At 48.9% G+C, this 23,484-nt stretch carries 16 protein-coding genes; 5 read left to right on the forward strand and 11 right to left on the reverse strand.

What is annotated here, in order from left to right:
• Positions 1 to 645 precede the first annotated feature (645 nt).
• The 3 genes from IQ263_RS01565 (at position 646) to IQ263_RS01575 (ending at position 8,813) form a co-directional block, all read left to right on the forward strand.
• Complete coding sequence (locus tag IQ263_RS01565) at positions 646 to 7,119, forward strand: DUF4347 domain-containing protein (protein WP_194065855.1); 6,474 nt, start codon at positions 646 to 648, stop codon at positions 7,117 to 7,119.
• Positions 7,120 to 7,933: 814 nt separating this feature from the next.
• A complete protein-coding gene (locus IQ263_RS01570) occupies positions 7,934 to 8,695 on the forward strand; it encodes an AMIN domain-containing protein (RefSeq protein ID WP_194065857.1) in 762 nt (253 codons plus the stop codon).
• The gene (locus IQ263_RS01575; protein WP_194065859.1) at positions 8,661 to 8,813 is read left to right on the forward strand and encodes a hypothetical protein; all 153 of its coding nucleotides are present in this window, start codon (positions 8,661 to 8,663) and stop codon (positions 8,811 to 8,813) included. The genes IQ263_RS01570 and IQ263_RS01575 overlap by 35 nt, the downstream gene beginning before the upstream one ends.
• 193 nt (positions 8,814 to 9,006) lie before the next feature.
• Here the strand turns inward: IQ263_RS01575 and IQ263_RS01580 are convergent, their stop codons facing one another.
• Positions 9,007 to 9,585, reverse strand: coding sequence for a DUF3172 domain-containing protein (locus tag IQ263_RS01580; protein WP_194065860.1), 579 nt, complete (start codon positions 9,583 to 9,585; stop codon positions 9,007 to 9,009).
• A 292-nt stretch (positions 9,586 to 9,877) separates the two neighbouring features.
• On the opposite strand from IQ263_RS01580, the gene clpS reads away from it, so the two are divergent.
• Entirely contained in the window at positions 9,878 to 10,159 is a 282-nt protein-coding gene (gene clpS, locus IQ263_RS01585) for an ATP-dependent Clp protease adapter ClpS (RefSeq protein WP_194065862.1), read from the forward strand.
• A gap of 355 nt (positions 10,160 to 10,514) precedes the next feature.
• On the opposite strand, the gene IQ263_RS01590 is transcribed toward clpS, so the two are convergent.
• Positions 10,515 to 10,847 carry an RNA-binding regulator gene (locus tag IQ263_RS01590; protein ID WP_194008309.1) on the reverse strand — a complete coding sequence of 111 codons (333 nt, stop codon included), beginning with the start codon at positions 10,845 to 10,847 and terminating at the stop codon, positions 10,515 to 10,517.
• Between the two features lie 565 nt (positions 10,848 to 11,412).
• The gene (locus IQ263_RS01595; RefSeq protein ID WP_194065864.1) at positions 11,413 to 12,696 is read right to left on the reverse strand and encodes a hypothetical protein; all 1,284 of its coding nucleotides are present in this window, start codon (positions 12,694 to 12,696) and stop codon (positions 11,413 to 11,415) included.
• A 1,054-nt stretch (positions 12,697 to 13,750) separates the two neighbouring features.
• Here IQ263_RS01595 and IQ263_RS01600 point away from each other — a divergent pair.
• Positions 13,751 to 15,133 (forward strand): UDP-N-acetylmuramoyl-tripeptide--D-alanyl-D-alanine ligase, encoded by a 1,383-nt coding sequence (locus tag IQ263_RS01600; RefSeq protein WP_194065893.1) that lies wholly within the window; start codon positions 13,751 to 13,753, stop codon positions 15,131 to 15,133.
• 264 nt (positions 15,134 to 15,397) lie between these two features.
• Here the strand turns inward: IQ263_RS01600 and IQ263_RS01605 are convergent, their stop codons facing one another.
• The 8 genes from IQ263_RS01605 to cobA form a co-directional block, all read right to left on the reverse strand.
• Complete coding sequence (locus IQ263_RS01605; protein ID WP_194008311.1) at positions 15,398 to 16,042, reverse strand: Uma2 family endonuclease; 645 nt, start codon at positions 16,040 to 16,042, stop codon at positions 15,398 to 15,400.
• Positions 16,043 to 16,356: 314 nt separating this feature from the next.
• Entirely contained in the window at positions 16,357 to 18,441 is a 2,085-nt protein-coding gene (fusA, locus tag IQ263_RS01610; RefSeq protein ID WP_194065866.1) for an elongation factor G, read from the reverse strand.
• A gap of 554 nt (positions 18,442 to 18,995) precedes the next feature.
• Complete coding sequence (locus IQ263_RS01615; protein ID WP_194065868.1) at positions 18,996 to 19,574, reverse strand: Uma2 family endonuclease; 579 nt, start codon at positions 19,572 to 19,574, stop codon at positions 18,996 to 18,998.
• Positions 19,575 to 19,786: 212 nt separating this feature from the next.
• Positions 19,787 to 20,977: a tetratricopeptide repeat-containing S1 family peptidase gene (locus IQ263_RS01620; RefSeq protein WP_194065870.1), complete on the reverse strand. Its 1,191-nt coding sequence runs from the start codon at positions 20,975 to 20,977 to the stop codon at positions 19,787 to 19,789.
• Positions 20,974 to 21,147 carry a hypothetical protein gene (locus IQ263_RS01625; RefSeq protein WP_194065871.1) on the reverse strand — a complete coding sequence of 58 codons (174 nt, stop codon included), beginning with the start codon at positions 21,145 to 21,147 and terminating at the stop codon, positions 20,974 to 20,976. The genes IQ263_RS01620 and IQ263_RS01625 overlap by 4 nt, the downstream gene beginning before the upstream one ends.
• A gap of 54 nt (positions 21,148 to 21,201) precedes the next feature.
• A complete protein-coding gene (locus IQ263_RS01630) occupies positions 21,202 to 21,594 on the reverse strand; it encodes a type II toxin-antitoxin system death-on-curing family toxin (RefSeq protein WP_194065872.1) in 393 nt (130 codons plus the stop codon).
• A complete protein-coding gene (locus IQ263_RS01635) occupies positions 21,581 to 21,772 on the reverse strand; it encodes a DUF2281 domain-containing protein (RefSeq protein WP_194065873.1) in 192 nt (63 codons plus the stop codon). Before IQ263_RS01635 ends, IQ263_RS01630 begins: the two co-directional genes overlap by 14 nt.
• A 130-nt stretch (positions 21,773 to 21,902) precedes the next feature.
• Positions 21,903 to 23,471 (reverse strand): uroporphyrinogen-III C-methyltransferase, encoded by a 1,569-nt coding sequence (cobA, locus tag IQ263_RS01640; RefSeq protein ID WP_194065874.1) that lies wholly within the window; start codon positions 23,469 to 23,471, stop codon positions 21,903 to 21,905.
• Positions 23,472 to 23,484: the final 13 nt, after the last annotated feature.

Consider the following 23,484-nt stretch of genomic DNA (forward strand, 5'->3'; position numbering starts at 1 on the left):
ACTGCAACTCATAAATTTTTAAGACACCTCGTCGCTACAGGGTATGTATGTTTCAGTTTAATCACAGGTTTTGGATGCTGCCGGCCTAATGATGTCCCGGCCGCTTTCTAGCAATCCCATCCTTAATTAATCTCTTTGGGCGATTGCGAAGGGGGCTAGCGCACCAAAACCCAAGAAACCGGGTTTTTTACCGGGAGTGAGGGCTGCAAGGAACTCTTTTTGTCTGTGAAGCCCGGTTTCTTAGTTCAGAAATAGTGAAATTTCTCTACCCGTAAACTGCATTGGACGATCGACAGAAACCTCATAAAATAAATTTTTGAGAATTCTTGTTATTGTCCGTTGCCGGATGTAAAAAAAATGCGGGTATAAAAATACACTCGATCGCAAAAATCGAATGCGAAATATCTCCTAATAGATAGATTGGTGGAATTTAAGTTCCCAATCTTCAGCGCTTGCGCCGACTATATTTGCAATGCTATCAAAGAGCGAGATAGCACAGCTTTGTGCTGAGTAAAATAAGCCTCTTGCTCTCGATCACATTCAAGCTGCAGAGCTGATAACTCTGCAATCCAAGCTTTTTTTTCCGATGTCGCTATCATCTTGAAACGGGCATCTTACGGCAATTATTACTCAGGGAATTCTACCATGCAAAGCATCTGCAACAAACCAATTTTTACAACCCAAAAAGTAAGCAATACCACCGCAAGCATTACTAACAAAACATCCCGAATAATAGCAACTCATCCCGCTCAAAAAACACAAGAAGTAAATGGAGACTGGTGTTTATATTCCTCAAAAAACGATGAGAGTGCGGGAATTGGGAACTCCCAAACAGAATTTTTGCCAGTAACAGAATCGCCGATCGCCCGGAGTGTAAAAAATGTGCTGTTCCTCGATGCCAGAGTAGAGCAATACGACAGCTTGGCAAGCGGAGCAACAGCAGGTACAGAAGTATTTATACTCGACTCGCAGCGGGATGGAGTCGAGCAAATTACTACAATTTTGGCTAGTTGTAGCAATTTAGACAGCCTGCAAATAATTTCTCACGGTCGAGAAGCAGCAGTGCAACTAGGGTCGATCGCCCTGAGCAGCGACAACATAGAAACCTACAGCCATTTGTTGCAGCAGTGGGGAAAAAGCCTCAGCGAGAGAGGAGCTATCTTGTTGTGCGGGTGCAGCGTCGCAGCCGGAGAAAGCGGCCGGGCCTTCGTGCGGCGGCTGAAGGCAATTAGTGGTGCAGATATTGCAGCCTCCGACAACTTGACGGGGAGCGCGGCACTAGGCGGCGACTGGAAATTAGAATTTGCGACAGGGGAAATCGAGGCGAGTATCGCCATTGAAAAAGCAGCGCTCGAAGCATACAGCTACACCCTAGGCACATTAGTTAACGAAACTTTCAAGAACGCCACAGTTAGGGGGCCTTGGATTTACGGGGGAACAGGCGGTGCGCTGTTCAATCCGGCTGGGGGGCCAGCATCTTCTCAAGATATCCCCGGCATTACCGGAGGGACTGTATCCGGCATACTTCCGGCTGTCGGAGGCAGTGTTCCAGGCGATGGTGCCCTGCGATTAACTCCAGCAGTAAACAACCGGGAAGCCTTCGTCATCTACAACAACCCCATTCCTTCAACCGACGGTATCAGAGTTAAGTTTGATTTTTATTCCTACGGTTCAAGCCAGCAATTTGCGTCTCCGCAAGGCTTTATTAGCCCTCAGCCAGGAGACGGGCTGGGTTTCTTCTTGATTGATGGCACTGTTAGCCCAACCAGGACTGGGGGTTTTGGCGGTTCTCTGGCTTATGCTCCACGAACGGGTACAGCCGGTATTGACGGAGGTTATTTAGGCATTGGGCTTGACGAGTTTGGCAATTTTTCAACATCCACAGAAGGGCGCTCTGGCCCGGAGCCTCCTTCGATTCCCGGCTCCTCTATTGGTTCTTTCAGACCTGATTCAGTAACTATTAGAGGAAATCAAGCAAATAGTTATTCGTTTTTAACAAATGCGATCGTTCCCTTCGGCATCGATAACATTCCTACGAGCATTGACTTTAGTGGCCCTGTTGCCGGCAGCAGTTTTAATTTCAGCAATACCTTCACGAGCGATCGGGATCAAGCCAGAAGAGCCGTTCAAGTTACCCTAAATCCATCTAACGACAAGGTGGATCCCAATCGCCTCACCGTTGCCTTCGATAGGGATTTTGACGGCACCTACGAAACTACAGTGATCGACATCCCCAACTTGTCAACCGAAAACGGCCCAGTACCGCCAATTTTCAAATTTGGTTTTGGCAGTTCCACAGGAGGTGCCAACAACATTCACGAACTTCAAAACCTGGTAGTCGAGACGGTAAATCCTCCGACTATCTCGGCTGACGTGAGCACGATCAAGACCGGCTCTGCGTTCATCAAGCCAGGGGGCAGCATTACCTACACGATTACAACGGTCAACAAAGGGCCAGCGCCCGCTAGAAACGTCAAGATTCAAGACGAAATACCTTTTGAACTGCTCATTCCCCCCGGAAACCCGCCAATTCTCAATGTCTCGGATAATGGCACTTACCAGAACCAAACGAAGTCTGTCACCTGGCCTGTAGTTCCCGTTCTCAATCCCGGCGAGACTCTCACTTACAGCGTGACAGTTAATGTGCGGTCTGATTTACCTGTCGGCACTACTTTTTCTAACATTGCATTCAGCAATAGCTCGACTTTCGACCCTGACCTCAGCAACAACAGCGCTATATCCCCGCCGGGGCAAGTCGATGGGCCTGGTGTAGTCTTTACCACAATTGTCAATACAGTCGCGGATGTAGTCACTACCAAGAGCGGCAATCTGACTGCTGCTGCCGGGTCAACCGTCACCTACACGCTGAACACGACTAATAGGGGGCCCGACCCAGCGATCGACGTGACCATCACTGACAGTATTATTCCGGGTTTAACAGGAGTTAGCTTTTCCAACGGCGGGAGCTATGACGCACAAACCGGCATTGTCTCCTTTCCACCGGTGGCGACGCTGGCAAACGGGGCGACTGAGCCCCGCACCGTCAGTTTCGTTGCGCCAGCCACGCTTAACACCATCAGCAACACGGCTCGGAGCCGATCGGCGACTCCCGACCCGAACAACCGTAACAACAACGGCTCCACCACCAACAAAGAGGGAACTCCGACCAACTCTAGTGTTACGACAACTATTACGCCCAACGCCGATCTGGCAACCACCAAAACCGGCTCTACCACTGCTATCCCCGGCAGCTCGGTCAGCTACAGCATCGCCACACTCAACAACGGCCCCAGTCCGGCACAAGCTGTAACCATCACTGACAGCATCGTTCCCGGATTAACGGGAGTCACGGCATCTAACGAGGGCACTTACGATGCAGTGACAGGAATTGTTACCTTCCCACCCGTGGCGATCGCCAACGGTGAAACAGTCAACCGGACGATCGGCTTCACAGTACCCCTGACAGCAACTTCCTTCAGCAACACCGCCAGAAGTAGCTCGATCACTCCCGACTTGACTCCTGGCAACAACAACGGTACCGACCCCAGCGCCACCGTGTCCACCAGCGTCAGTCCTGGTGCCGATATTGTCACCCAAAAGACTGCTCCGGCAACCATCAAGGCGGGCGATACGCTGATTTATACAATTACTACTAGCAACAACGGCCCTAGTACCGCGACCAACCTAGTCATCACCGACAGCCTGATTCCCGGCTTAAAAAATGTCACGGTGTCCGACGGCGGCACCTACAACGAAACCACAGGGACGATCGATTTCCCGATCCCGACTTTAGCCAGCGGCAGCAGCCAGAGCCGCACGATCAAATTTGTACCGCCACCGACGCTGACGAGCATCCTCAACGTGGTTTCGAGTACATCGGACACTTTTGACCCCGACCTGACCAACAACAACGGCTCGGTCATCGCAGCGCCCGGTGAGCCGGGGGGACAAGTCATTACGGCGATCGGTGCAGTCGCCGATATTGTCACCCAAAAGACTGCTCCGGCAACCATCAAGGCGGGCGATACGCTGATTTATACAATTACTACTAGCAACAACGGCCCTAGTACCGCGACCAACCTAGTCATCACCGACAGCCTGATTCCCGGCTTAAAAAATGTCACGGTGTCCGACGGCGGCACCTACAACGAAACCACAGGGACGATCGATTTCCCGATCCCGACTTTAGCCAGCGGCAGCAGCCAAAGCCGCACGATCAAATTTGTACCGCCACCGACGCTGACGAGCATCCTCAACGTGGTTTCGAGTACATCGGACACTTTTGACCCCGACCTGACAAACAACAACGGCTCGGTCATCGCAGCGCCCGGTGAGCCGGGGGGACAAGTCATTACGGCGATCGGTGCAGTCGCCGATCTGGTTACAGTCAAGGACGGCTTCACATCGGCTCAGGCAGGCAGTTTGGTGACATATACTATCACTACCTCCAACAATGGGCCGAATGCTGCGGAAAATGTAGTGATTACAGACAGCATCATTCCCGGTTTAAAGATAGTCACGGCATCCAATGACGGCACTTACGATCCAGTGACGGGGATTGTCACCTTCCCAATAATTCCCAGCTTGGCTAGCGGCAGCAACACCGATCGCCAGGTAACATTAGTCATTCCAGAAACGGGCAGCATCAAAAATACCTCCAGTAGCCGATCGACCACTTTTGACCCAGAACAGACCAACAACAACGGTTCCGAGTCCAGAGCCACTGTCATCACCACCGTCCTGGCGGGGCCAATACCGAATCCGGGGACTCCGACTCCGACTCCGGGGACTCCGGGGACTCCGGGGACTCCGGAGACTCCGACTCCGGGGACTCCGGGGACTCCGGAGACTCCGACTCCGACTCCGACTCCGGGGAATCCGACTCCGACTCCGGGGAATCCGACTCCGACTCCGACTCCGACTCCGACTCCGGGGAATCCGACTCCGACTCCGACTCCGGGGAATCCGACTCCGACTCCGGAGACTCCGACTCCGACTCCGGGGAATCCGACTCCGACTCCGACTCCGACTCCGGGCGCACCGACTCCGGGGACTCCGACTCCGGGGACTCCGGGGACTCCGACTCCGGGGACTCCGACTCCGACTCCGGGGACACCGACTCCGGGCGCACCGACTCCGGGGACTCCGACTCCGATTCCGATTCCGATTCCGATTCCGATTCCGACTCAGACTCCGGGCGAGCAGACTCAGACTCCGGGCGAGCAGACTCCAGGCGCACCTACTCCGGGCGAGCCTACTCCGGGCGCACCTACTCCGGGGACGCCGACTCCAGGCGCGCCGACTCCGGGCGCACCTACTCCGACTCCTATTTTCGCTGGAGTTCCCGAACCGGATACCGGTTGCGGTTGCGAACCCTTGCCCCTGCTGAGGGCGATCGCATTTGTCCAACCCCAGCCTTCCCCAATACTCAACTTCGAGTCAAGCGCCTCCGCGCTCATTGACATCGAAAACACTGTCCTCGGGACTCCCGGAAACGATTATTTAACAGGAAACGACACTAACGAACTGTTTGTCTCCTTTGAGGGCAACGACACGCTTTTAGGCGAAGGTGGCTCCGATATCTTCTTTGGAGACCAACAGCAAGACTTCATCGCTGCTGGCAGAAACAACGACATCGTTTACGCCGGTAAAGAAAATGATGTGGTGTTCGGGGGCAAACAAGACGATCGCATATTTGGCGATCGCAATTCCGACACATTGTACGGCGATCGCGGTTCCGATACGATCGTCGGGGACAACGGCAACAACATCAACTTGACTGGTAACGACGGCGATCTGATTTTCGGCGGTTCTTCCAGCGACGCCATTGCTGGCGCTCAAGGTAATGACACGGTTTACGGGGGCAAAGACGCAGACACCGTTTACGGCGGCAAAGAAAACGACCTGATTTGGGGCGACAAGGGCCAGGACACGCTCTACGGTGACAGCGGAGACGATTCTCTGTTCGGCGGAGTCCAAAACTCCCTAGACGGCGACCCGGAGGGGCAAGATTTTCTGGTTGGAGGCAACGGCCAGGACTGGCTCAACGGCCAAGAGGGCGACGATACTTTGCTAGGCGGTAACGGTCGGGATGTGGTATTTGGAGGAAAAGGGGGCGATCGCATTTTTGGCGAAACCGGCTCGGATACTCTCTATGGCAATAAAGGTTCTGATACGATCGTTGGCGACTATGGCAATCCCCAAGGCAGCATAAATGTTAGCGATGAAGGCGACTTAATTTTCGGCAACGACACCGGCGACATCATTGGCAGCGGTAGCGGTAACGACAGCATTTTTGCTGGCAAAGGTAACGATTTAGCTTACGGCGGCAAAGATAATGACATAATTTGGGGCGAACTCGGTGCTGATACCATTGTCGGCGACGAGGGAGACGATTCCCTTTACGGCGGCGCGGCAAACCAGTTAGTCACCGATGTCAACGGCCGCGACTTGTTGTTTGGGGGAGATGGTAACGACTATCTCAACGGCGGCGAGAGTTCCGATTCTCTCGGCGGTGGTTTTGGCAACGATACTATTGAGGGCGGCAAGGATGACGATTTAGCCCACGGAGATGCCGGCAGCGACTTGATTTATGGCGATGACGGCAACGATATTTTGTGTGGCGATGATGGCAACGATACTATTTTTGGCGATCGGGGAGAAAACGAGCTAGGCCCGGTGGGTGCAAACGGTCAGCAAGACTGCATCAACGGCGGCAGTGGCGACGACCTTCTCTACGGCAATGAAGGGCAAGATGCTCTTAATGGCGGTGACGGTAACGACACGATTCATGGAGGGAAAGATAGCGACATTCTCAATGGAGGCGCAGGGGATGACTGGCTGTTTGGCGATGGGGGAGAGGATACTTTAATTGGAGGTAGCGGGAGCGATCGATTTGTGTTAAATAGCAACAGTGGCATCGATACTGTGCTTAATTTTGAAGTAGGAACCGACAAGTTTGTCCTTGCCGACGGCTTAAGTTTTGAGTCTTTGGGAATTAACTCGCGCGATGCCAACGGTTATGTCCTGCAAGTTGCTGCCACTGGGGAGGTTTTGGCTAATGTTTTTGGGCCTAGCAATGCTATTACTGCCCTGGATTTTGTCACTCAACCGAGATAAAACAAAACTCGCAAAGGTTTGTAGCGTAGTAAGAACTTTAGTCCGCAATCCAATAGCGGATTAAGGTTCGAGCATGAGGACTGAAGTCCTCACTACAAACTTTTTGTATTCCGGTAATCGACAGAACATGATAGAGTACCAAGTTTGAAAAATATTGCTAGATATAAATCAGAGGCCATATTTATTAAAAAAAACGGCACAGCCTTGTCCGGCGGGAGTTCTGCCCGTGAAATATCGTTGGTTTAGCATCAACAATTGTAGAAACAGTTTTTCACCTAAAAACGAGTGGCAAGCCTTTGGCTACCGATATGGGGAGGAACGCGGCTGCGAATGCAAGTCGCCTAAAAATATGGCACGGTTTAATACAAACTGGTAGACTAATTACAGCGATTAAGAACAACCATCTACGTGTTGAAATAATTTAATAAGGTGAAACTCCTTTCTTTGGTTCGTCTCGGCCTGACCGTAGCCTGACCAAACAAGCAACAGTGAATTATTGAGCGTACCTATCTGGCATAAGTGATGGACTCCGAAAACCGAAAAAAGTTAAAAGTATACGCAAGGTTTGGATTCGTCCAATCTAAGTGGGTAGAGGTGCTTTGTTAACGCCTTTGAAAGTCCCTTTGTGGAATACATCAAGAATCCCCCCGATTCATCGGTGGGGAGTATCAAGCTGCTGTGTATAACTTCCTATTCCCCAATTACCAATTACCAATTACCAATTAATGCTAAACTTTCAGCGTTAAACCGCGCTTGCCGTTAACAGTTCGATCGCCCGCAATATCTTTACTAAAGAAATTATCCTTAAACCTACATGATACCCTCACTGTCAGGCTCTGTGTCGATCGCTGCAAATTTAGCCTGCGCCGCCGCCACCACAGTTGCGATCCTGCAAATAACACTCCAACCAGCCAATGCTTCTACAGTCACAAGTTGGAAATTCGATCCAGCCACAAATCAGCTAGAAATTACTCTCCCAGAGGGAACAACTCCCCTATATTCTCTGCTCAACCCGAATCAAATTGCTGTGGATTTGCCCAATACAGAGATCGGAGTGGACGCAACTCAACTATACTCGCAAGGCGCAGTGCGTTCTGTAGGCGTGACTCAACTTCGGGCCGGAACCACGAGAATTGTCCTAAATTTGGCTCCCGGAGCAGCTTTCAACGGCGAACAAATTCAATTCCAAAGAATCGGGGTAGAAAATCGCTGGGTGTTGCGTCCCTCTATCGAACCGACTCAGTTCGTAAAAACTCCCGAAACTCAACTCCCGACTACAATACCAGCACGGTCAAACCAGCCACCGACAGATTCTAACTCAACTGCTGCAACAGGGGTCGATCGCCCAGAATCTCCTGTTTCGCCGAATTTCCCTGCCAATTCTGTACCGATACCAACTACAAATGACCAAATCCGACCGATAACAGTGCCTTTAGTGAGTGTTCGCCTCAATGAACGTTCGGGTGTACGACCTGCGGCTGTACCCAGTCTAAAACCTCAAATTTCGGCAATAGAAGCACCCCAAAAGCGGATACTTACCTTTGGCGAACCGCTTCCGGGCGATCGCCAAAGGTAAGCATCCGAGCAAGCCGCTACTGGCTTTTCCCGCATCGGCTTACTGGCTGGAGCCGCCGCAGGTGTTACCACAACTTACGTCGCTGCTCCCCGTTCAGTTTTCGAGCGTAAAAAAGTAAGAAGTTCGAGGGAAAAAGCCAAAAGAATCATCTTGCACCCCTCGTAAAAACTCTCTAAAAATAATCTGCGTCGCTCCGCGCATCTGCCACCCTCGGCGGTTTCTGTATCGATCGAAGATTCAAGCAATTGCTCGTCGGAGGAAGAGAAAAATCTTCCCTTGACTCGACGAGCAAAAACCGCTATATCGGCAATTTAGAAATTTTGACCTTCAACCGCTGGAGCTATCGAACCCGGTTGGTTGAGGAACAGGTTTTTAGCGCCGTCGTTTTGATAGATACAGTTAATTTGCGGTTGACCTTCCAGGGGCCCTGTGAAGCCAAAGGTGTTCATCCGATTTTTGCACTCGCGCACTTGGTTTTGGTCGATCAGTTTTCTTTGTTCGAGAATTGCCCAGTTATTGGTTCGCAGGACGCATCCAGGGCGCATACTCGGCTGCGAAATGTAGACGTTAAAGGGGTTGAGGGTGAGGTATACGCGCATATCTGTTACCATCGCGCTGGCTCCAAACTGCACGCAAAGTTCTGGGTTCGGGGCGCTGCGATCGATAAATTCGCGCGATGCTACGTTTTCTGGGCTAATTGTAGCTGTGGAGCTAAAGGCGATGCCAATCCCAATTCCTAGAATAAAAACTGCTGTTAAAATCCCTATGGTGGCAGAATTGAGGAAAGAAGGTTTGCCGGACTGAGGTTGACGCCGCGACTTTCCGCCCAATGAGCTGGTGTCTTCGTCTCGGAATGCGTCGTCTCTGTAGGAGTTAGGTTTGCGTTTCATATTATTTAGATTCTGTCTGTTCTGGGGACTCAACAGGTAGTAGTTTTTTATTTTTAACCGATCGGGCTTTTGTCATATTATGGCCTTAATAAGGTCGTGGCTACAGCCTGGGGACACTCCCGCTGCCTCTGGTGTTGGGTTCGCCGCGAGCGAGCGATCGCGAGTACCGCCTTGTCTGATTTTTCAGATTTCAATAAAATAGCTGAAAGTGGGATAGTCTTGCACGGGGGAAGAATCCGGCTCAAGATTATTCACAAATTTTAACATTTTACAAGTCAGGAGGTATAGATTAGTGTCTGTCGAAATTATTGAAAAGCGTTCTACAGTCCGCAAGCTTGCGCCGCGCTACCGGGTTTTGCTGCACAATGATGATTTCAATCCGATGGAATACGTGGTGCAGACTTTGATGGCGACGGTACCGAGTATGACTCAGCCACAGGCTGTGAATGTGATGATGGAAGCCCACACTAACGGGCTGGGACTTGTGATTGTTTGCGCTCTCGAACACGCGGAGTTTTACGCTGAAACGCTCAACAATCACGGATTGAGCAGCAGCATCGAACCTGACGATTAAAACAGTAGAGCCACTTGAAGGGCTTTGTCCGGCAGGTTTTTGACTCATACCCGATACGTTCATACCAAAAAGCCAAGGGTTAGGCCCCTGGCTTTTTGGTATATTACACTTCTTGCACTCAATTGCAGACAAGATTGAATCATCTGCGTCGATCGATGTTGATCCGCTCGAAATCTGCGGTTAACCGACTCGATCGAATATTTATGCAAGAAATCTATTTAATGCGGTCGATCGGGAAACTTGAAGATTAGGGTAGGGATCGACCAGACTGGAAGTGGTTCGGACGGTGGTTCGGACCTAGATCTGATCGATCGCCTGCTGCTACTCTCAAATCTCTACTCTCGATCTTAGGAAATTAATAACGTCCTCCGCCTCCGCCTCCGCCGCGAGAGAATTTTCCTGGGCCGCCACCGCCCCGGTTGCCGCCGCCCCGGCCGCCTTCATCTTCGCGGGGCTTAGCTTTGTTAACTTTGAGGTCGCGACCCATCCACTCAGCTCCGTCGAGTGCAGCAATCGCTGCATCTTCTTCTGCGTCTGTTGACATTTCTACAAAACCGAAGCCGCGGGGGCGACTGGTTTCCCTGTCGGTAGGTAGATGTACTCGCTTAACGGTTCCGTATTCGGCGAAGACGGTGGTGATGTCTTCTTGGGTAACTTGGTAGGATAAGTTACCGACGTATATCGACATGAGGAATAACTCCAAAAATTAGACAGTGCAAAGAGTTCAGTTTCGGAGAGTTCCCTGCCGATACAGAAGGGCAAGTTTTTAGACAATTCTGTAGCAATGAACAAAGCCTGCAACCGAATCTGATACACTTGGGATTTTAACACAGAATAGCTTCTTTTGAATAGCTTTCAGCAGTTAATTAGGTCTTGTTGACACTCCTCGGCAATCGGGCACGAGGATTCTTAAGACATTTGGGTCTTAATATCCCTATTGCTAGGGTTCCTTTCGCTGACCGCATTTGCACGTTACGCGCACAGTCATATCTCCTCTGTGAATGTTTTGGGCGTAGACTTTCCCCCAGTCCGGAGGTAGGTTTTTACATCTTGTCTGATTGCTATACTCTACCATATTCATTTGTGAAGATGGATTTGTTATTTTACTTAACAATGCAAAAAAGCCGTCCTCAAAGGACGGGGTTGAAAACCCAATTTTCTGATAATTAAACGTAAAGTTTTTAGGGATTTAGAAGACGGGTTTCTCGCCCTGATGTTCGGTCAGTCGCCCGGACAGAAAGTTGTCGTACCTCCTACTGCAGGAAAGATACGTCCACTTTCCCAAAATTGGTACTCAAAGCTAGATTCAGGTTTTCTAGAGCTTTGACTAGCCACACTAGCCCTTCTCGCTTACAAAATTCGTAGTGGCCGAACAAAATTGCCAACCGCTTTTCTAGATAGGGCTTGACTTTGCCACAAATTAGCACGATTTTCAGCAGCAAACCTGTGGTTTGGGTGGGCCCGAGGTTTGAGATCAGGTCGATGAAGACAAAGTGGTTGGGCCGCGCAGGACTCTCTACTACTAAAAAGTTCAATAATTGGCTGCAAGTTCTGATCATTAAAAATTCGTTGAACTGGCGATCGTCGTTGTGGGGAAAGGTATTTTGTAGTTGCTTATACAGTTTTTCGTTAAATTGGCGTTGGCCGTAGCGATCGTCCGCCACAGAAGAAATCAGGTATTCGTACAAGTCGTCTTTAAAGGAGCCGTAGGTCTGGTTTGTGCTGGCGTTCGCCTTGAAGCGACCCGCTAGCTGTCTGTATGTATCAGCTCCTTCTACTTTTCCGACAAATTGCTTGAGGGCAAAGAACAGTTCCGGGTCGCTCAACAAGGTAGGGTTTTTTATAGTTTGTATATCTCTGCCGAAGGAAAGTGAGGTGTGACGGCGCGCTACTTGGGCTTTTCTCACTTGGTGAGCGACGTATTGCGAGAGGTCGATTTCAAATTTCTGCTGCTTTTGGGCTTGGATGGTTTTAATGATTTTCTGCTGTTCGTAGGTGCTGTCGTCGCTGAGGAGGCAGTGTTTGTAGAGGTAAGGATACCGGGGAATTAAGGTTCCCAGGGCTAGGGTGGCGGGGGTTTTGGTGTTGCTGCTGTCTTCGTTGTTGTGGGTGATGACTTGGGCTAAGCGTTTGAGGGTTAGGTACTGTTCGCTTTGGGTAAATTGATGTACTAATTGGGGGATCGAGTGAGAAACCCGCGATCGACTGTATTTAGTTAATATTCTGGGGGCTTCTTCAAACACAGCGATCAATTCGGGGATGGCTGCTTGTTTGCTGGGGTATGTTTGCCAGCGGTTGATCGGAATATGGCAGCAGCGGTTGAGAATGTACTTAAATTCTTGTTGGGCGTATTTTGAGGCTGCTATTTTTTCGAGTGCTTCGACGACGGCGCGATCGGGATATCCGATACCGTGGATAAACAAAGTACGAAAGCGGCTGATGAGTTCGGCCGGCTGCTCTACTTGTACCAACTCCAGCAAGTGGTTGTAAAGTAACTGTTTTTCTTCTTCGTGGCTTTGTCTGTTGTAGTCGTTCACCGTGGATTAACCCTCCGAGGATTTGATACGAGCTTGCAGCGCCCTGGGCACAGATGAATTTTGGCAGAGTCGAGCACCACAATTGAGCCAACCGAGCTTTTCCTCGGACGGGGCGCGAGGGGCGAAAGCGGTCAGCACAGACAGTCGATCGATGTTCTTTGCTTAATTAAACTATTTACCAACACCAGCATTACATGAATTGTTGACAATCAGCAAGGCCTAAAATCACTATATTTTTTGTAAAGTGTTGGTAAAAATGCGGGAGCATCTGGTGTTTTGTATTTATAGTGCGAGCTTAATATCTCCCACGGCGGATATATCCGCAAGCGAGGGGGGACAGCACGGCGTGAAAACAATACTTTTGGCAAACGCGAGATGCTCCTTAAAAATGTGGGTTGGTTCGAGTGAATTTATGGGTAAGCGGAGGATTTAGTATGAGAATGTTTACTGTCAGATCGTGTCCGGTAGATTACCAGAATAAAAACGGATCGGGAGCATCTGGTGTTTGGCATTTAACTATAGTGCGATCGTCCCCGCTAGCGAGGATCTACTCGCTAGCGGGGACGATCGCACGCTCAATAAAAAAATGCTTTTTACAAAAATGAGATGTTCCCGACGGATAGGTGTGGAATGCAAGTCCAGCTTGTTGCGGACTTACATCCCACACCGATATTTACTTATTGCGGATCGACCGTAGATCGTATCAATCCTAATCGGCCGCCCTCTGTAATGAGGTTTATCTAGATTGTCTATGGTGATTGAGGGGAAGAGGGGGAGAGGATCCCTTCGACTTCGCGAGCGGGTAAAGAGAGGGGATAAGATTTTTGATCGATCGTCGAAATATACAATTTAAAGGCAGTACAGCTTACCATTTTGGATTGGGGCATTAGGGATGTGGCATTAAAAAATTGGGAATGACTGATAACTGCTAGGGTTGAGAGCAGGGACTCCATCGGTTGAATTCTTTGAGTGAAGCTGGTTTGAGTTGAATTTGAGGTCAAGCGAGGTAGGATTAACTGTGAAAATAGTTATTTGAAATGTGAGTGCTGCTAATATGGTCTGTCGCGTAAGTATCGCCCGACTTGCTGAAATTTTAAATGTACCTTTACCTGCCGTGTCTGAGGACATTTTGACAGTTTTAGGGACAGGTATTGCCACGGATACGCGCACTCTTGAGGGTGGCGAAGTATTTTTGGCGCTGCGGGGAGACAATTTTGACGGGCATAAATTTGTGGCTAAGGCCCGGGATTTGGGGGCGATTGCGGCGGTGGTCGATCGCGATTGGCAAGAAGAAATTGCTAATTTTCCGCTGTTGCGCGTTGACGATACTTTAAAAGCTTACCAGACGATCGCCCGTTGGTGGCGCGACCAGTTCAGTATACCTATAGTTGCTGTTACAGGTTCTGTCGGTAAAACTACTGCTAAAGAGTTAATTGCGGCAGTTTTATCAACCAGGGGAAATGTACTTAAAACTCAATATAACTACAACAATGAAATTGGAGTCCCAAAAACTCTATTGGAGCTTTCGCCGTCACACAATTATGCTGTAATTGAAATGGGAATGCGCGGGCGGGGCGAAATTGCCCTGCTATCGCAAATTGCGCGTCCTACTGTGGCGGTAATTACTAACACTGGAACGGCGCATATCGGGCGACTGGGTTCGGAAGATGCGATCGCAATCGCTAAGTGCGAACTGTTAGCCGAAATGCCTGCTGATAGCATTGCTATTCTCAATCACGATTCTGACAAATTAATCCCAACTGCGGCGCTTTTTTGGCACGGAAAAACTTTAACCTACGGTTTAGAAGGCGGGGAATTGTGCGGGGAATTGCTAGGTAATGATACCATTTATGTAGAAGGTATGCAACTGCCGCTGCCGCTAGCTGGACGGCACAATGCTGTAAATTATTTGGCTGCTTTGGCTGTAGCAAAAGTGTTAGATATTGATTGGGAAGTGTTACAGCAAGGTTTGTCGGTGGAGTTACCGGATGGAAGGGCGCGCCGCTACGATTTACCCGATGATATTGTGATTCTTGACGAGACTTACAATGCTGGTTTGGAGTCGATGTTAGCGGCTTTGAGGTTGTTAGCGGATACTCCGGGAAAGCGCCGGATTGCGGTGTTGGGTACGATGAAGGAATTGGGCGAAAGGGCGATCGAATTTCACCGACAAGTGGGAAAAGCGGCGCAAGAGTTGAAGCTTGATGCTTTGTTTGTATTTGCGGATTTTGAGGAAGCGGCGGCGATGGCTGCGGGTGCGGCTGGTTTGCCTTTTGTGGAGGTTGGAGATATTGCGGCGCAAAATGGGCGGGAAGATTTAGCACAGCGGTTGTTGGGATTTGTGGAAAAGGGCGATCGTATTTTATTTAAAGCTTCTCATTCGGTGGGATTGAATCGAGTTGTGGAGAAGTTTCGCGCGGAACTTGCTGGCGAATAAATGTTAATTTGGTTCGAGCGCAATTTTTGTAAGGGCGGGTTCACCAACAATACCTACCAATAATTGACAATCCCAAAAACCCGCCCCGACCGGGATATTATGGTTAATTGGTCGGACATGATATCATGTCCGCTGGAGCGATCGCAATCAAATAGGTTCGCAGTCAAAACTAAAGTCCTCATAAAAATTTGAGGACTGAAGTTATCACTACAAATTTATGTGTTACCCAACAGCTTCTTATACCAAAAGTACGATCGCCCTGCTTCACTCTCCTGACTGAATTTGACTCCTCACCCACTCCCGGAACAACCGCAGCAAAGCCTTTTCTTTTGTAGTCTTTTTCAGTTCCAAAAACCTGAGCATTTCAGACTTCGACAGAAAAGGAAAGGTTGGAGAAACCTCGCACTCTGCGTATTCATTGCCTTCTAACTGATAGATGATTAAACGCTTGCCATCGTAGCGCCAAACTTCAGGTACGCCCAAACTTGCGTAAAGTTCGAGACGATCGATCGAACTGCTGGTAATGTCAATTTCAATAGCTAAATCTGGTGGTGGGTCTTCATTGAGATCGATTTGTTCTTTATTCCAGACAACATCTTCATTCTGAATGTAGTAACATTTATCAGGTTCTAACCCTCGTGCCAAATCTTGGCGCTTGCAGGTTAGTGAACCCATGCTGCAAATGTCAAGATTTAATTCATCGGTTAGAAGTTCCACAAAGTTTCCTAACAGTTCTCCAGATTTTTCGTGGGGTGCTGATGGAGTCATAATTTCTAAATTTCCGCGATCGTAAGTCAGGCGAATTCCCGGCTGTTCGGCGAGTTCGTTTACCAGAGATTCATAAGTCTGCCAACTAATATTTTTCAGCAGAAATCCGGCTTTTGGGGTTTGAATCAGGGTGGCTGTCATGGCTACCTGCCTGGGTCTTAAATTATTAGTTGTATTTTAGCAAATATAAATTTTCGATCGATCGCGAAACCGCAGATTAACGCAAATCAACGCAGATAATTTTAACTGTTTTGGACGCACCAAGATAGCCAGAAACCTGGTTTTTAGCTAATCTCGTCGCTGTGGCGAAGGATGTGGAAAAAAACAGGTTTCTGGCTCCTGGCGAGTAAATCAAAGAAACCGGGTTTTTAGCCAATCTCGTCGCTGTGGCGAAGGATGTGGAAAAAACCCGGTTTCTGGCTATCTTTTCGTGGAGTGCGATCGCACTTAATACACTACTTCGCGGCTTGACGCTCTTTGGCTTCCTTGATCACTTCCTCAGCAATGTTGCTGGGACAAGGAGCATAGTGCGAGAAGGACATGGAAAACTGACCGCGGCCAGAGGTCATGGTACGCAAATCGCCAATATAACCAAACATTTCACTCAAGGGCACGTCGGCCTTAATCCGCGCTCCTGTTTGGCTTGTTTCCTGAGATTTCATCATCCCCCGGCGGCGGTTGAGGTCGCCGATGACATCGCCCATGTGATCGTCTGGAGTGAAAACATCGACATTCATAATCGGTTCGAGCAACTGAGGCCCAGCTTTGGGAACCGATTGGCGGTAGGCGGCTTTTGCAGCAATTTCAAAGGCCATTGCTGAAGAGTCAACCGGGTGGAAACCTCCATCAAGCAAGGTGAATTTCAAGTCTAAGCAGGGGAAACCAGCCAAGACACCCACATCGATGCAGCTTTGGAAGCCTTTTTGCACGGCTGGCCAATACTCTCTCGGTACGCTACCACCAGTTACTTTTGACTCGAACACAAAGCCGCTTCCAGGCTCACCAGGCTCGACGATATAGCCGATTTTGGCGAATTGACCTGAACCACCTGATTGCTTTTTGTGGGTGTAATCGTCTTCGAGGCGCTTGGTAATTGACTCGCGGTAGGCTACCTGCGGTTCGCCAACTTCTACATCGACTCCGTAGGTGCGCCTCAAAATGTCCACTTTGATGTCGAGGTGCAGTTCGCCCATGCCCTTGAGGATGATTTCGCCACTTTCTTCGTCTGTCACCATGTGGAAGGATGGGTCTTCTTGTACCATCTTTGTGATCGCGGCTCCCATCTTTTCTTCGCCTCCTTTGAGTTTCGGTTTGACCGAAATCGAGATGACTGGTTCTGGGAAAACCATTGGCTCTAGAGTTGCGGGATTTTTGGGATCGCAGAGGGTGTGTCCGGTGCGGACGTTTTTCATGCCCACAATGGCTATAATGTCGCCTGCTTGAGCGGACTCAATTTCTTCGCGAGAGTTGGCGTGCATTTCTACCAAACGGCTGATGCGCTCGGTTTTGCCTGTGGCGGTGTTGAGTACGGTGTCGCCTTTCGATATTTTACCGGAGTACAACCGCGTGAAGGTTAGAGTCCCGAAGCGATCGTCCATAATCTTAAATGCTAGGGCGCGCAGGGGTCTGTCTGGATCGACGATCGCGAAATTGCCTGTTTCCTCGCCCTCAAGGTCTACTTCAGGCTGCGGGCTGACTTCCATCGGGTTTGGCAGGTAGTCTACGACTGCATCGAGTACCAACTGCACTGCCTTATTTTTAAAGGACGAGCCGCAGTAGGTCGGGAAAAATGCCAAGTCGCGAGTTCCTTTGCGGATGCACCGTTTCAGGTCTTCGATACTCGGCTCGTTTCCTTCGAGGTACTGTTCCATCACGTTATCGTCCTGCTCGACGGCGAGTTCGATTAACTGTTCGCGATATTTCTCGACATCATCGACCATATCGGCGGGAACTTCCTCGATTGTGTAGTTCAGCGGATCGCCGGAGTTATCCCAGATCCATGCCTTGCGGGTCAGCAAATCGACTACGCCACAAAATTTTTCTTCAATGCCGATCGGCAAAACCATTACCAACGGTTTAGCTGCGAGGACTTTATCGACTTGGTTGACAACGCGATAAAAATCTGCACCTGTGCGATCGAGCTTGTTGATGTAGACGATGCGAGCGACTTTGGAATCGTTAGCGTAGCGCCAGTTTGTTTCCGATTGCGGTTCAACTCCACCGGAACCGCAGAATACACCGATGCCACCATCGAGCACTTTCAGGGAACGGTAAACCTCGATCGTGAAATCCACGTGTCCGGGGGTATCAATGACGTTGAGCTGATGATTGTTCCAGAAGCAAGTGGTAGCAGCGGATTGAATCGTAATACCGCGCTCTTGTTCCTGTTCCATGAAGTCAGTCGTCGCCGCGCCTTCGTGAACTTCACCTGTTTTGTGGATTTTGCCTGTCAGTTTCAGGATTCTTTCAGTTGTGGTGGTCTTGCCAGCATCTACGTGGGCGAAGATGCCGATATTTCGATAAAGAGTGAGATCTTTCATAATTACTGTTGAGATTAAATGCGACGAACCGTCGGCGACCACCTGCAAGCGTGACAAGCGAGGAATCAATGTTGCCTTTGGGGCCATTACAGGCTAGATTTCTTTTCCCCTGTTTCTGGCATACCTATCTTAATTTTGACACTTCTGAGTCATTCCTGCGAAGCATTCTTGGGTGATTGACTGCTGGCCGGACTTTGACGCCGGTGATTCTTGACAGTTTGACGGGATGCGCTACCAGAGTGGTGTTACCTTCCCTCGCTGTCTGCAAGCGATTCGCGGGAGAGCATCTGTGTTTGGCATGGATAGTGCTCGCTGGTAGTGCTCTGAAAAAAAAAATACGGTAGTGGTGCATATAGCCTTTCTCAAAAAGGGGAGGTATAGGTTTAGGTTTTAGATACTTCGACTTCCTTCGACTCCCTTCGACTTCGCTCGGGGGGCAAGACGCTGGCTCACAAGTTGCGATCGTACAAGTTTTAGATTTTAGATTGGGGGATTGAGGGATTGATGGCTCTATCGATTGATACCTCATCTTTATGCTCGATCGTTAAATTATACTAATTCCAAATCTTTGGCAAATTGAGAACAAAACCCGGCAAAACATCTTCCCCAGAAAGGGTTTGAGGAGATTGCAATATTTCTACGCTTCTACCGAGGCGGTAAATTTCAACTTCCCGTTTTTTGCGGTTAATCAACCAACCCAAACGGCAGCCGTTTTCTATATATTCTTGCATTTTTTCTTGAGTCTTTTTCAAGCTGTCGCTAGGCGAGACTAATTCAATGACAAAATCGGGACAAAGCGGGATTAATTTTTCTCTTTGTTCGGGTGTTAAAGCTTGCCAGCGAGATTTTTCTACCCAAGAAGCATCGGGAGAGCGATCGGCTTTATTGGGCAGGGTAAATCCTGTGGAGGAATCAAACACTTCGCCAAGTTCCGTTTGTTCGTTCCAAATTCCCACCTGTAAGTTAAGTTTTGAGTTGCGTTTGCCTGTTTCTCCTCCGGTTGGTGGCATGGCGATTAATTCTCCGTTGGCGCTGCGTTCTAATTTTAAATCGGGGTTTGATTCGCACAGTTGGTAGAACTGTTCGGAAGTTAGTTTAATTATGGAGTTGAGGTTTAAGGTGATAGCAGTCATGATTATTTACCTGCTGTTTTGATAAATTATATAGCCTTTCTGTGTTCTCATATGAGATACTATCCGGGATAGGCCAAACCGGCCAAACCGGCCAAACCGGGCCTAAGGCATAGGGCATACCTCACTTTTTTGAAAACTGCTATATGAATATAGAAATTAAAAAATCAAAATGGACTTATTCATTTTGATTTTTTAATTCTTAACTTCTAATTCTACTGCAATTGTTTGATTCTGTTGAGCGCGTCTTGATACGCACTTGTTCTCCCGCCTTGTTTGTAAAGTTCTGCTGCTTTTTGAAAGTCGGCAATTGCTTTTGGTTTGTCTTCTGTTTCCAGGTAAGCTAAAGCTCGGTTGTAGTATGCGTCGGCAAAACCGGGATTGGCTGCGATCGCCTGCGTGTATGCTTGAATAGCAGTGGAACCGCGAGTGGGATCGAGATCGGGCAAGTCTGCAGTGATGAAAGTGCGGGCGTTACCGATATTAAAATACAATTCTGGGGTATATTTTGGCTTGAAAGCCAGTGCTCTGTTGAAATCGGCGATCGCCTCCCAAGCATCTCCTTGATCTAACCGCGAAAGTCCTCGAAAATAATAGGCTTGGGCATCTTGCGGATTGGAGGTAGATACCGGGCCGATAGTTGCGGGAGTATTGTCTACTTTCAACTCAGATTTGTTCATTCCCGCCGCCACTAACTTGGCGATAAATGTATTGATGGGAACTGCTGCATTAAATCCGGTTTTGATCGGGGCGACTTCGCCGGAACTGGTTTGGGCAAAACCGAATTCGCCTTGTCCGTGTAAACCGATGACTCGGCCTTCGGAGTCGAAAACTGGCCCGCCGCTCATACCGCTCCAAGTTACTGCCTGATACCGCAAATTGTAACCTTCGGGGCGGTTGTGCGGGCGGCTGGTCACGAGTCCGGGAGAGAGTTCTGGTTCTCTTTCTGCACCGAACAGTCCGCCCGTAGCGGGATAGCCGTAAACGTAGATTTGACTGCCGATGACGGCTAGATCGGAATCTGCGATCGTCGCGACTGGATATTCTTCGGGACTTTCAAATTTGACTACTGCTAAATCTGGATCTGTTGCTGCTGTTTGCAAGCGGGTAACTGCGGTTGCTTGATAGTTTTTGCCGATCGAGGTGCGAACGGTATATTTCACGTCTGCTTTTTCTACAACGTGGTTGACTGTTAAAACTGTGTAAGTTTTGCCTGTTTTGGCAATGATTACGCCTGAACCGTCTCCTAGGGAACTGTTAATTTGTACTGTCAGCGGCCCGGCAATGTTGGCGACTTCTTGGGCTGTTTTGGCGATCGCGGGCTGGCTGATGACTATGGTTAAGGCTGCGGTAGTTCCTGCTAGCACGCTGTTTAAGGTGTCGAAACGAGAAAAATATTTATTCATGGTATGGGGATTTTGTAGTTGGGTAGCGGGAGTTGGTGGCGGTTGGCGATTTTTGTTTTTTTGTTTTTAGTTGGATTAGTGGGTTGACGCTCGTGCGATCGGCTTTGTTCTTTAGTGATAATTTTACTCGCTTTTTTGTTCCGCAATTCCCCGATTTCGGCCCCGGACACGACATTGCCGTTTTCCTACAGATGCTAGCTGGCGCACGATGCCCATCCTACTTATTAAAACGCAACAATACATGACTCAAACTCAGTGCTTAGTTCTTCTTTCGTCATCGTTCCCCGTGCGACTTGCATGACTAAATTATATGCTCGATCGTCCGTTAAATTTAGAGCGCAACCATTCAATCGCAAAAAGGTATCTGCCACAGCAAAAGCCGTTCTCTTATTGCCGTCCATAAATGGATGATTCATCGCTAGATGGTAGAGATAGGCGGCAGCTTGTTCGCTAATTGTTGGATGCAAAAGTTGACCGCCAAAAGTTGCTTGAGGTTGAGCCAAAGCTGACTCTAACAAGCCTTCATCTCTAACCCCGGAAGTGCCACCAAAGCTAGAAATTTGGTCTTCATGAAGTTCTAGGACTTCATCTATCGAGATAAATCTAGGAGTTTGCAAGACGACGGTAAACCTCCTCTCGTTCTTTTTTAGATGCTAAGTAAGCATTCCAAACATCACTTTTTTCTGACTTTACAGGGTGTTTTGCCTTGAGGGCTAGTACAAAATCCAGAACTTCTTTCAACATGGGTTCTGGTACTTGGTCTAGTTCTTGAAGAAGTTGGTCTTTTGCGCTCATGTTTCCTCCTAGTTATTTTATTATTTTACAACCCGCAGATTAGATAATCAATGGCTGAGTAAAACTCGGCGGTTGAAACCGCGTCTATACAAACGAAGTCTGCCTCCGCCGACTGCAGGTTAGAGTAAACTTACAAAGTTTGATATTTTGTGGCCCATTGGACGATCGCCTCAGTCAGCCCGTCTAACGTATATTCTGTGGCTTCTACGTCTACTTTACCCAATAATTTTAGGCAGCTTTTGGACGTTTCGGGCCCGATCGAGGCGATGCAAACATTTTCTAACCAATCCTCAGATAAAGACAATTCTGGTTTTTTTTCTATGAGATTGCAAAAGTTATGCACGGTTTTGGAACTGGCAAAGGTTATGATATTTACTGCTTTATTTTGAAGTGCGGCTAGGGCGATCGGAGCGATTGTTTCGGGACAGCAAGATTGGTAAGCTGGTACTTCGATTACTTGCGCTCCTTTGGCGGTGAATTCTTTGACTAAAACTTCTCTCCCGCCGCTTTCTACTCTGGGAAATAGAATCTTGCAGTTTTGCAAGTTATCGGGGAAGTTTTCGACTAGAGAGTCGGCGACGAAGTTGGGGGGAATAAAGTCTGGTTGTAGAGAGTGCGATCGCAAACTTTCTGCTGTTTTTTTGCCTACTACTGCGATTTTAATGCCAGACAAGCTGCGCGCGTCTTTGCCTTTTGCTTGCAATCTTTCAAAAAACCAGTCTACAGCGTTGTGGGATGTGAGAATTAACCAATGAAAGCTTGACAATTGTGCGATCGCCCTGTCTAATGGTTCCCAAGTAGACGGCGCACCAATTACCAAGGCGGGCATTTCGATCGCGCGGGCTCCTAGTTGCTGGAGTCGATCGCTAAATTGACCTGACTGGGAAGCTGCGCGGGTGACTAAAATCGTTTTTCCGGCTAGCGGCTGGCTGTTGTTAGAAATGACTGGTTTAACGCTCATGTTTGTGTTTTCCGATCCGATTAAATATTCGCGCAATCTGACTACTTCTCCAATGACGATCGCGCAAGGCGATAGAGATTGACCTGCTGTTTGCTGTACGATGTTGAACAGAGTGCCGATCCAAATTTTCTGTTCGGGGCGGCTGCAATCTCGGATAATGGCGATCGGTGTTTCGGGCGATCGCCCGTGTTTTTGCAATTGCCAAATTATCTCGCTTAAATTGCGCCCTCCCATCAATATTACCAAAGTTTCAATCCGCACTAATGCTTCCCATTCTAGAGCATCCGGTTCGTGGGCGCTCATCACTGCAAAACAGCGGCTCATCACCGGATCTGTGAGGGGAATGCCTGCTAGTAAAGGGGCGGCTAATACTGATGAAATTCCGGGTACTACTTCAAACTCGCAGCCTGCTGTTATCAATGCTTGAATTTCGGAACTAGAGCGACCAAAAATAAACGGATCGCCGCTTTTGAGGCGCACTACTTGTTTGCCTAACTTGCACTGTTCTACCAGCAAGCGGTTGATTTCTTGCTGCTGGGTGGAAGGTTTTCCGCCACGTTTCCCAACTTCGATTTTCCGACAAGTTACGGGGATTAATTCGAGTTGTGGGATGTCGATGAGAGCGTCATAAATTAAAACTTCGGCTTGGGATAGCAGTTTGTGCGATCGCACTGTCATCAAGTCACAATCTCCGGGCCCCGCGCCGACTAGATAAACTTTTCCTTTTGGGTTTTTCATAAGTCATCCTCGA

The organism is Tychonema sp. LEGE 06208, from assembly GCF_015207505.1.
In the GTDB taxonomy this organism is placed as follows: Bacteria; Cyanobacteriota; Cyanobacteriia; order Cyanobacteriales; family Microcoleaceae; genus Microcoleus.

Bases quoted from the DNA above. Each gene is read 5' to 3' on its own strand.
- IQ263_RS01565 (WP_194065855.1), top strand. From the start codon at position 646: ATGCAAAGCATCTGCAACAAACCAATTTTTACAACCCAAAAAGTAAGC.
- IQ263_RS01570 (WP_194065857.1), top strand. From the start codon at position 7,934: ATGATACCCTCACTGTCAGGCTCTGTGTCGATCGCTGCAAATTTAGCC.
- IQ263_RS01580 (WP_194065860.1), bottom strand. From the start codon at position 9,585: ATGAAACGCAAACCTAACTCCTACAGAGACGACGCATTCCGAGACGAA.
- IQ263_RS01590 (WP_194008309.1), bottom strand. From the start codon at position 10,847: ATGTCGATATACGTCGGTAACTTATCCTACCAAGTTACCCAAGAAGAC.
- IQ263_RS01600 (WP_194065893.1), top strand. From the start codon at position 13,751: ATGGTCTGTCGCGTAAGTATCGCCCGACTTGCTGAAATTTTAAATGTA.
- IQ263_RS01605 (WP_194008311.1), bottom strand. From the start codon at position 16,042: ATGACAGCCACCCTGATTCAAACCCCAAAAGCCGGATTTCTGCTGAAA.
- fusA (WP_194065866.1), bottom strand. From the start codon at position 18,441: ATGAAAGATCTCACTCTTTATCGAAATATCGGCATCTTCGCCCACGTA.
- IQ263_RS01615 (WP_194065868.1), bottom strand. From the start codon at position 19,574: ATGACTGCTATCACCTTAAACCTCAACTCCATAATTAAACTAACTTCC.
- IQ263_RS01620 (WP_194065870.1), bottom strand. From the start codon at position 20,977: ATGAATAAATATTTTTCTCGTTTCGACACCTTAAACAGCGTGCTAGCA.
- IQ263_RS01635 (WP_194065873.1), bottom strand. From the start codon at position 21,772: ATGAGCGCAAAAGACCAACTTCTTCAAGAACTAGACCAAGTACCAGAA.
- cobA (WP_194065874.1), bottom strand. From the start codon at position 23,471: ATGAAAAACCCAAAAGGAAAAGTTTATCTAGTCGGCGCGGGGCCCGGA.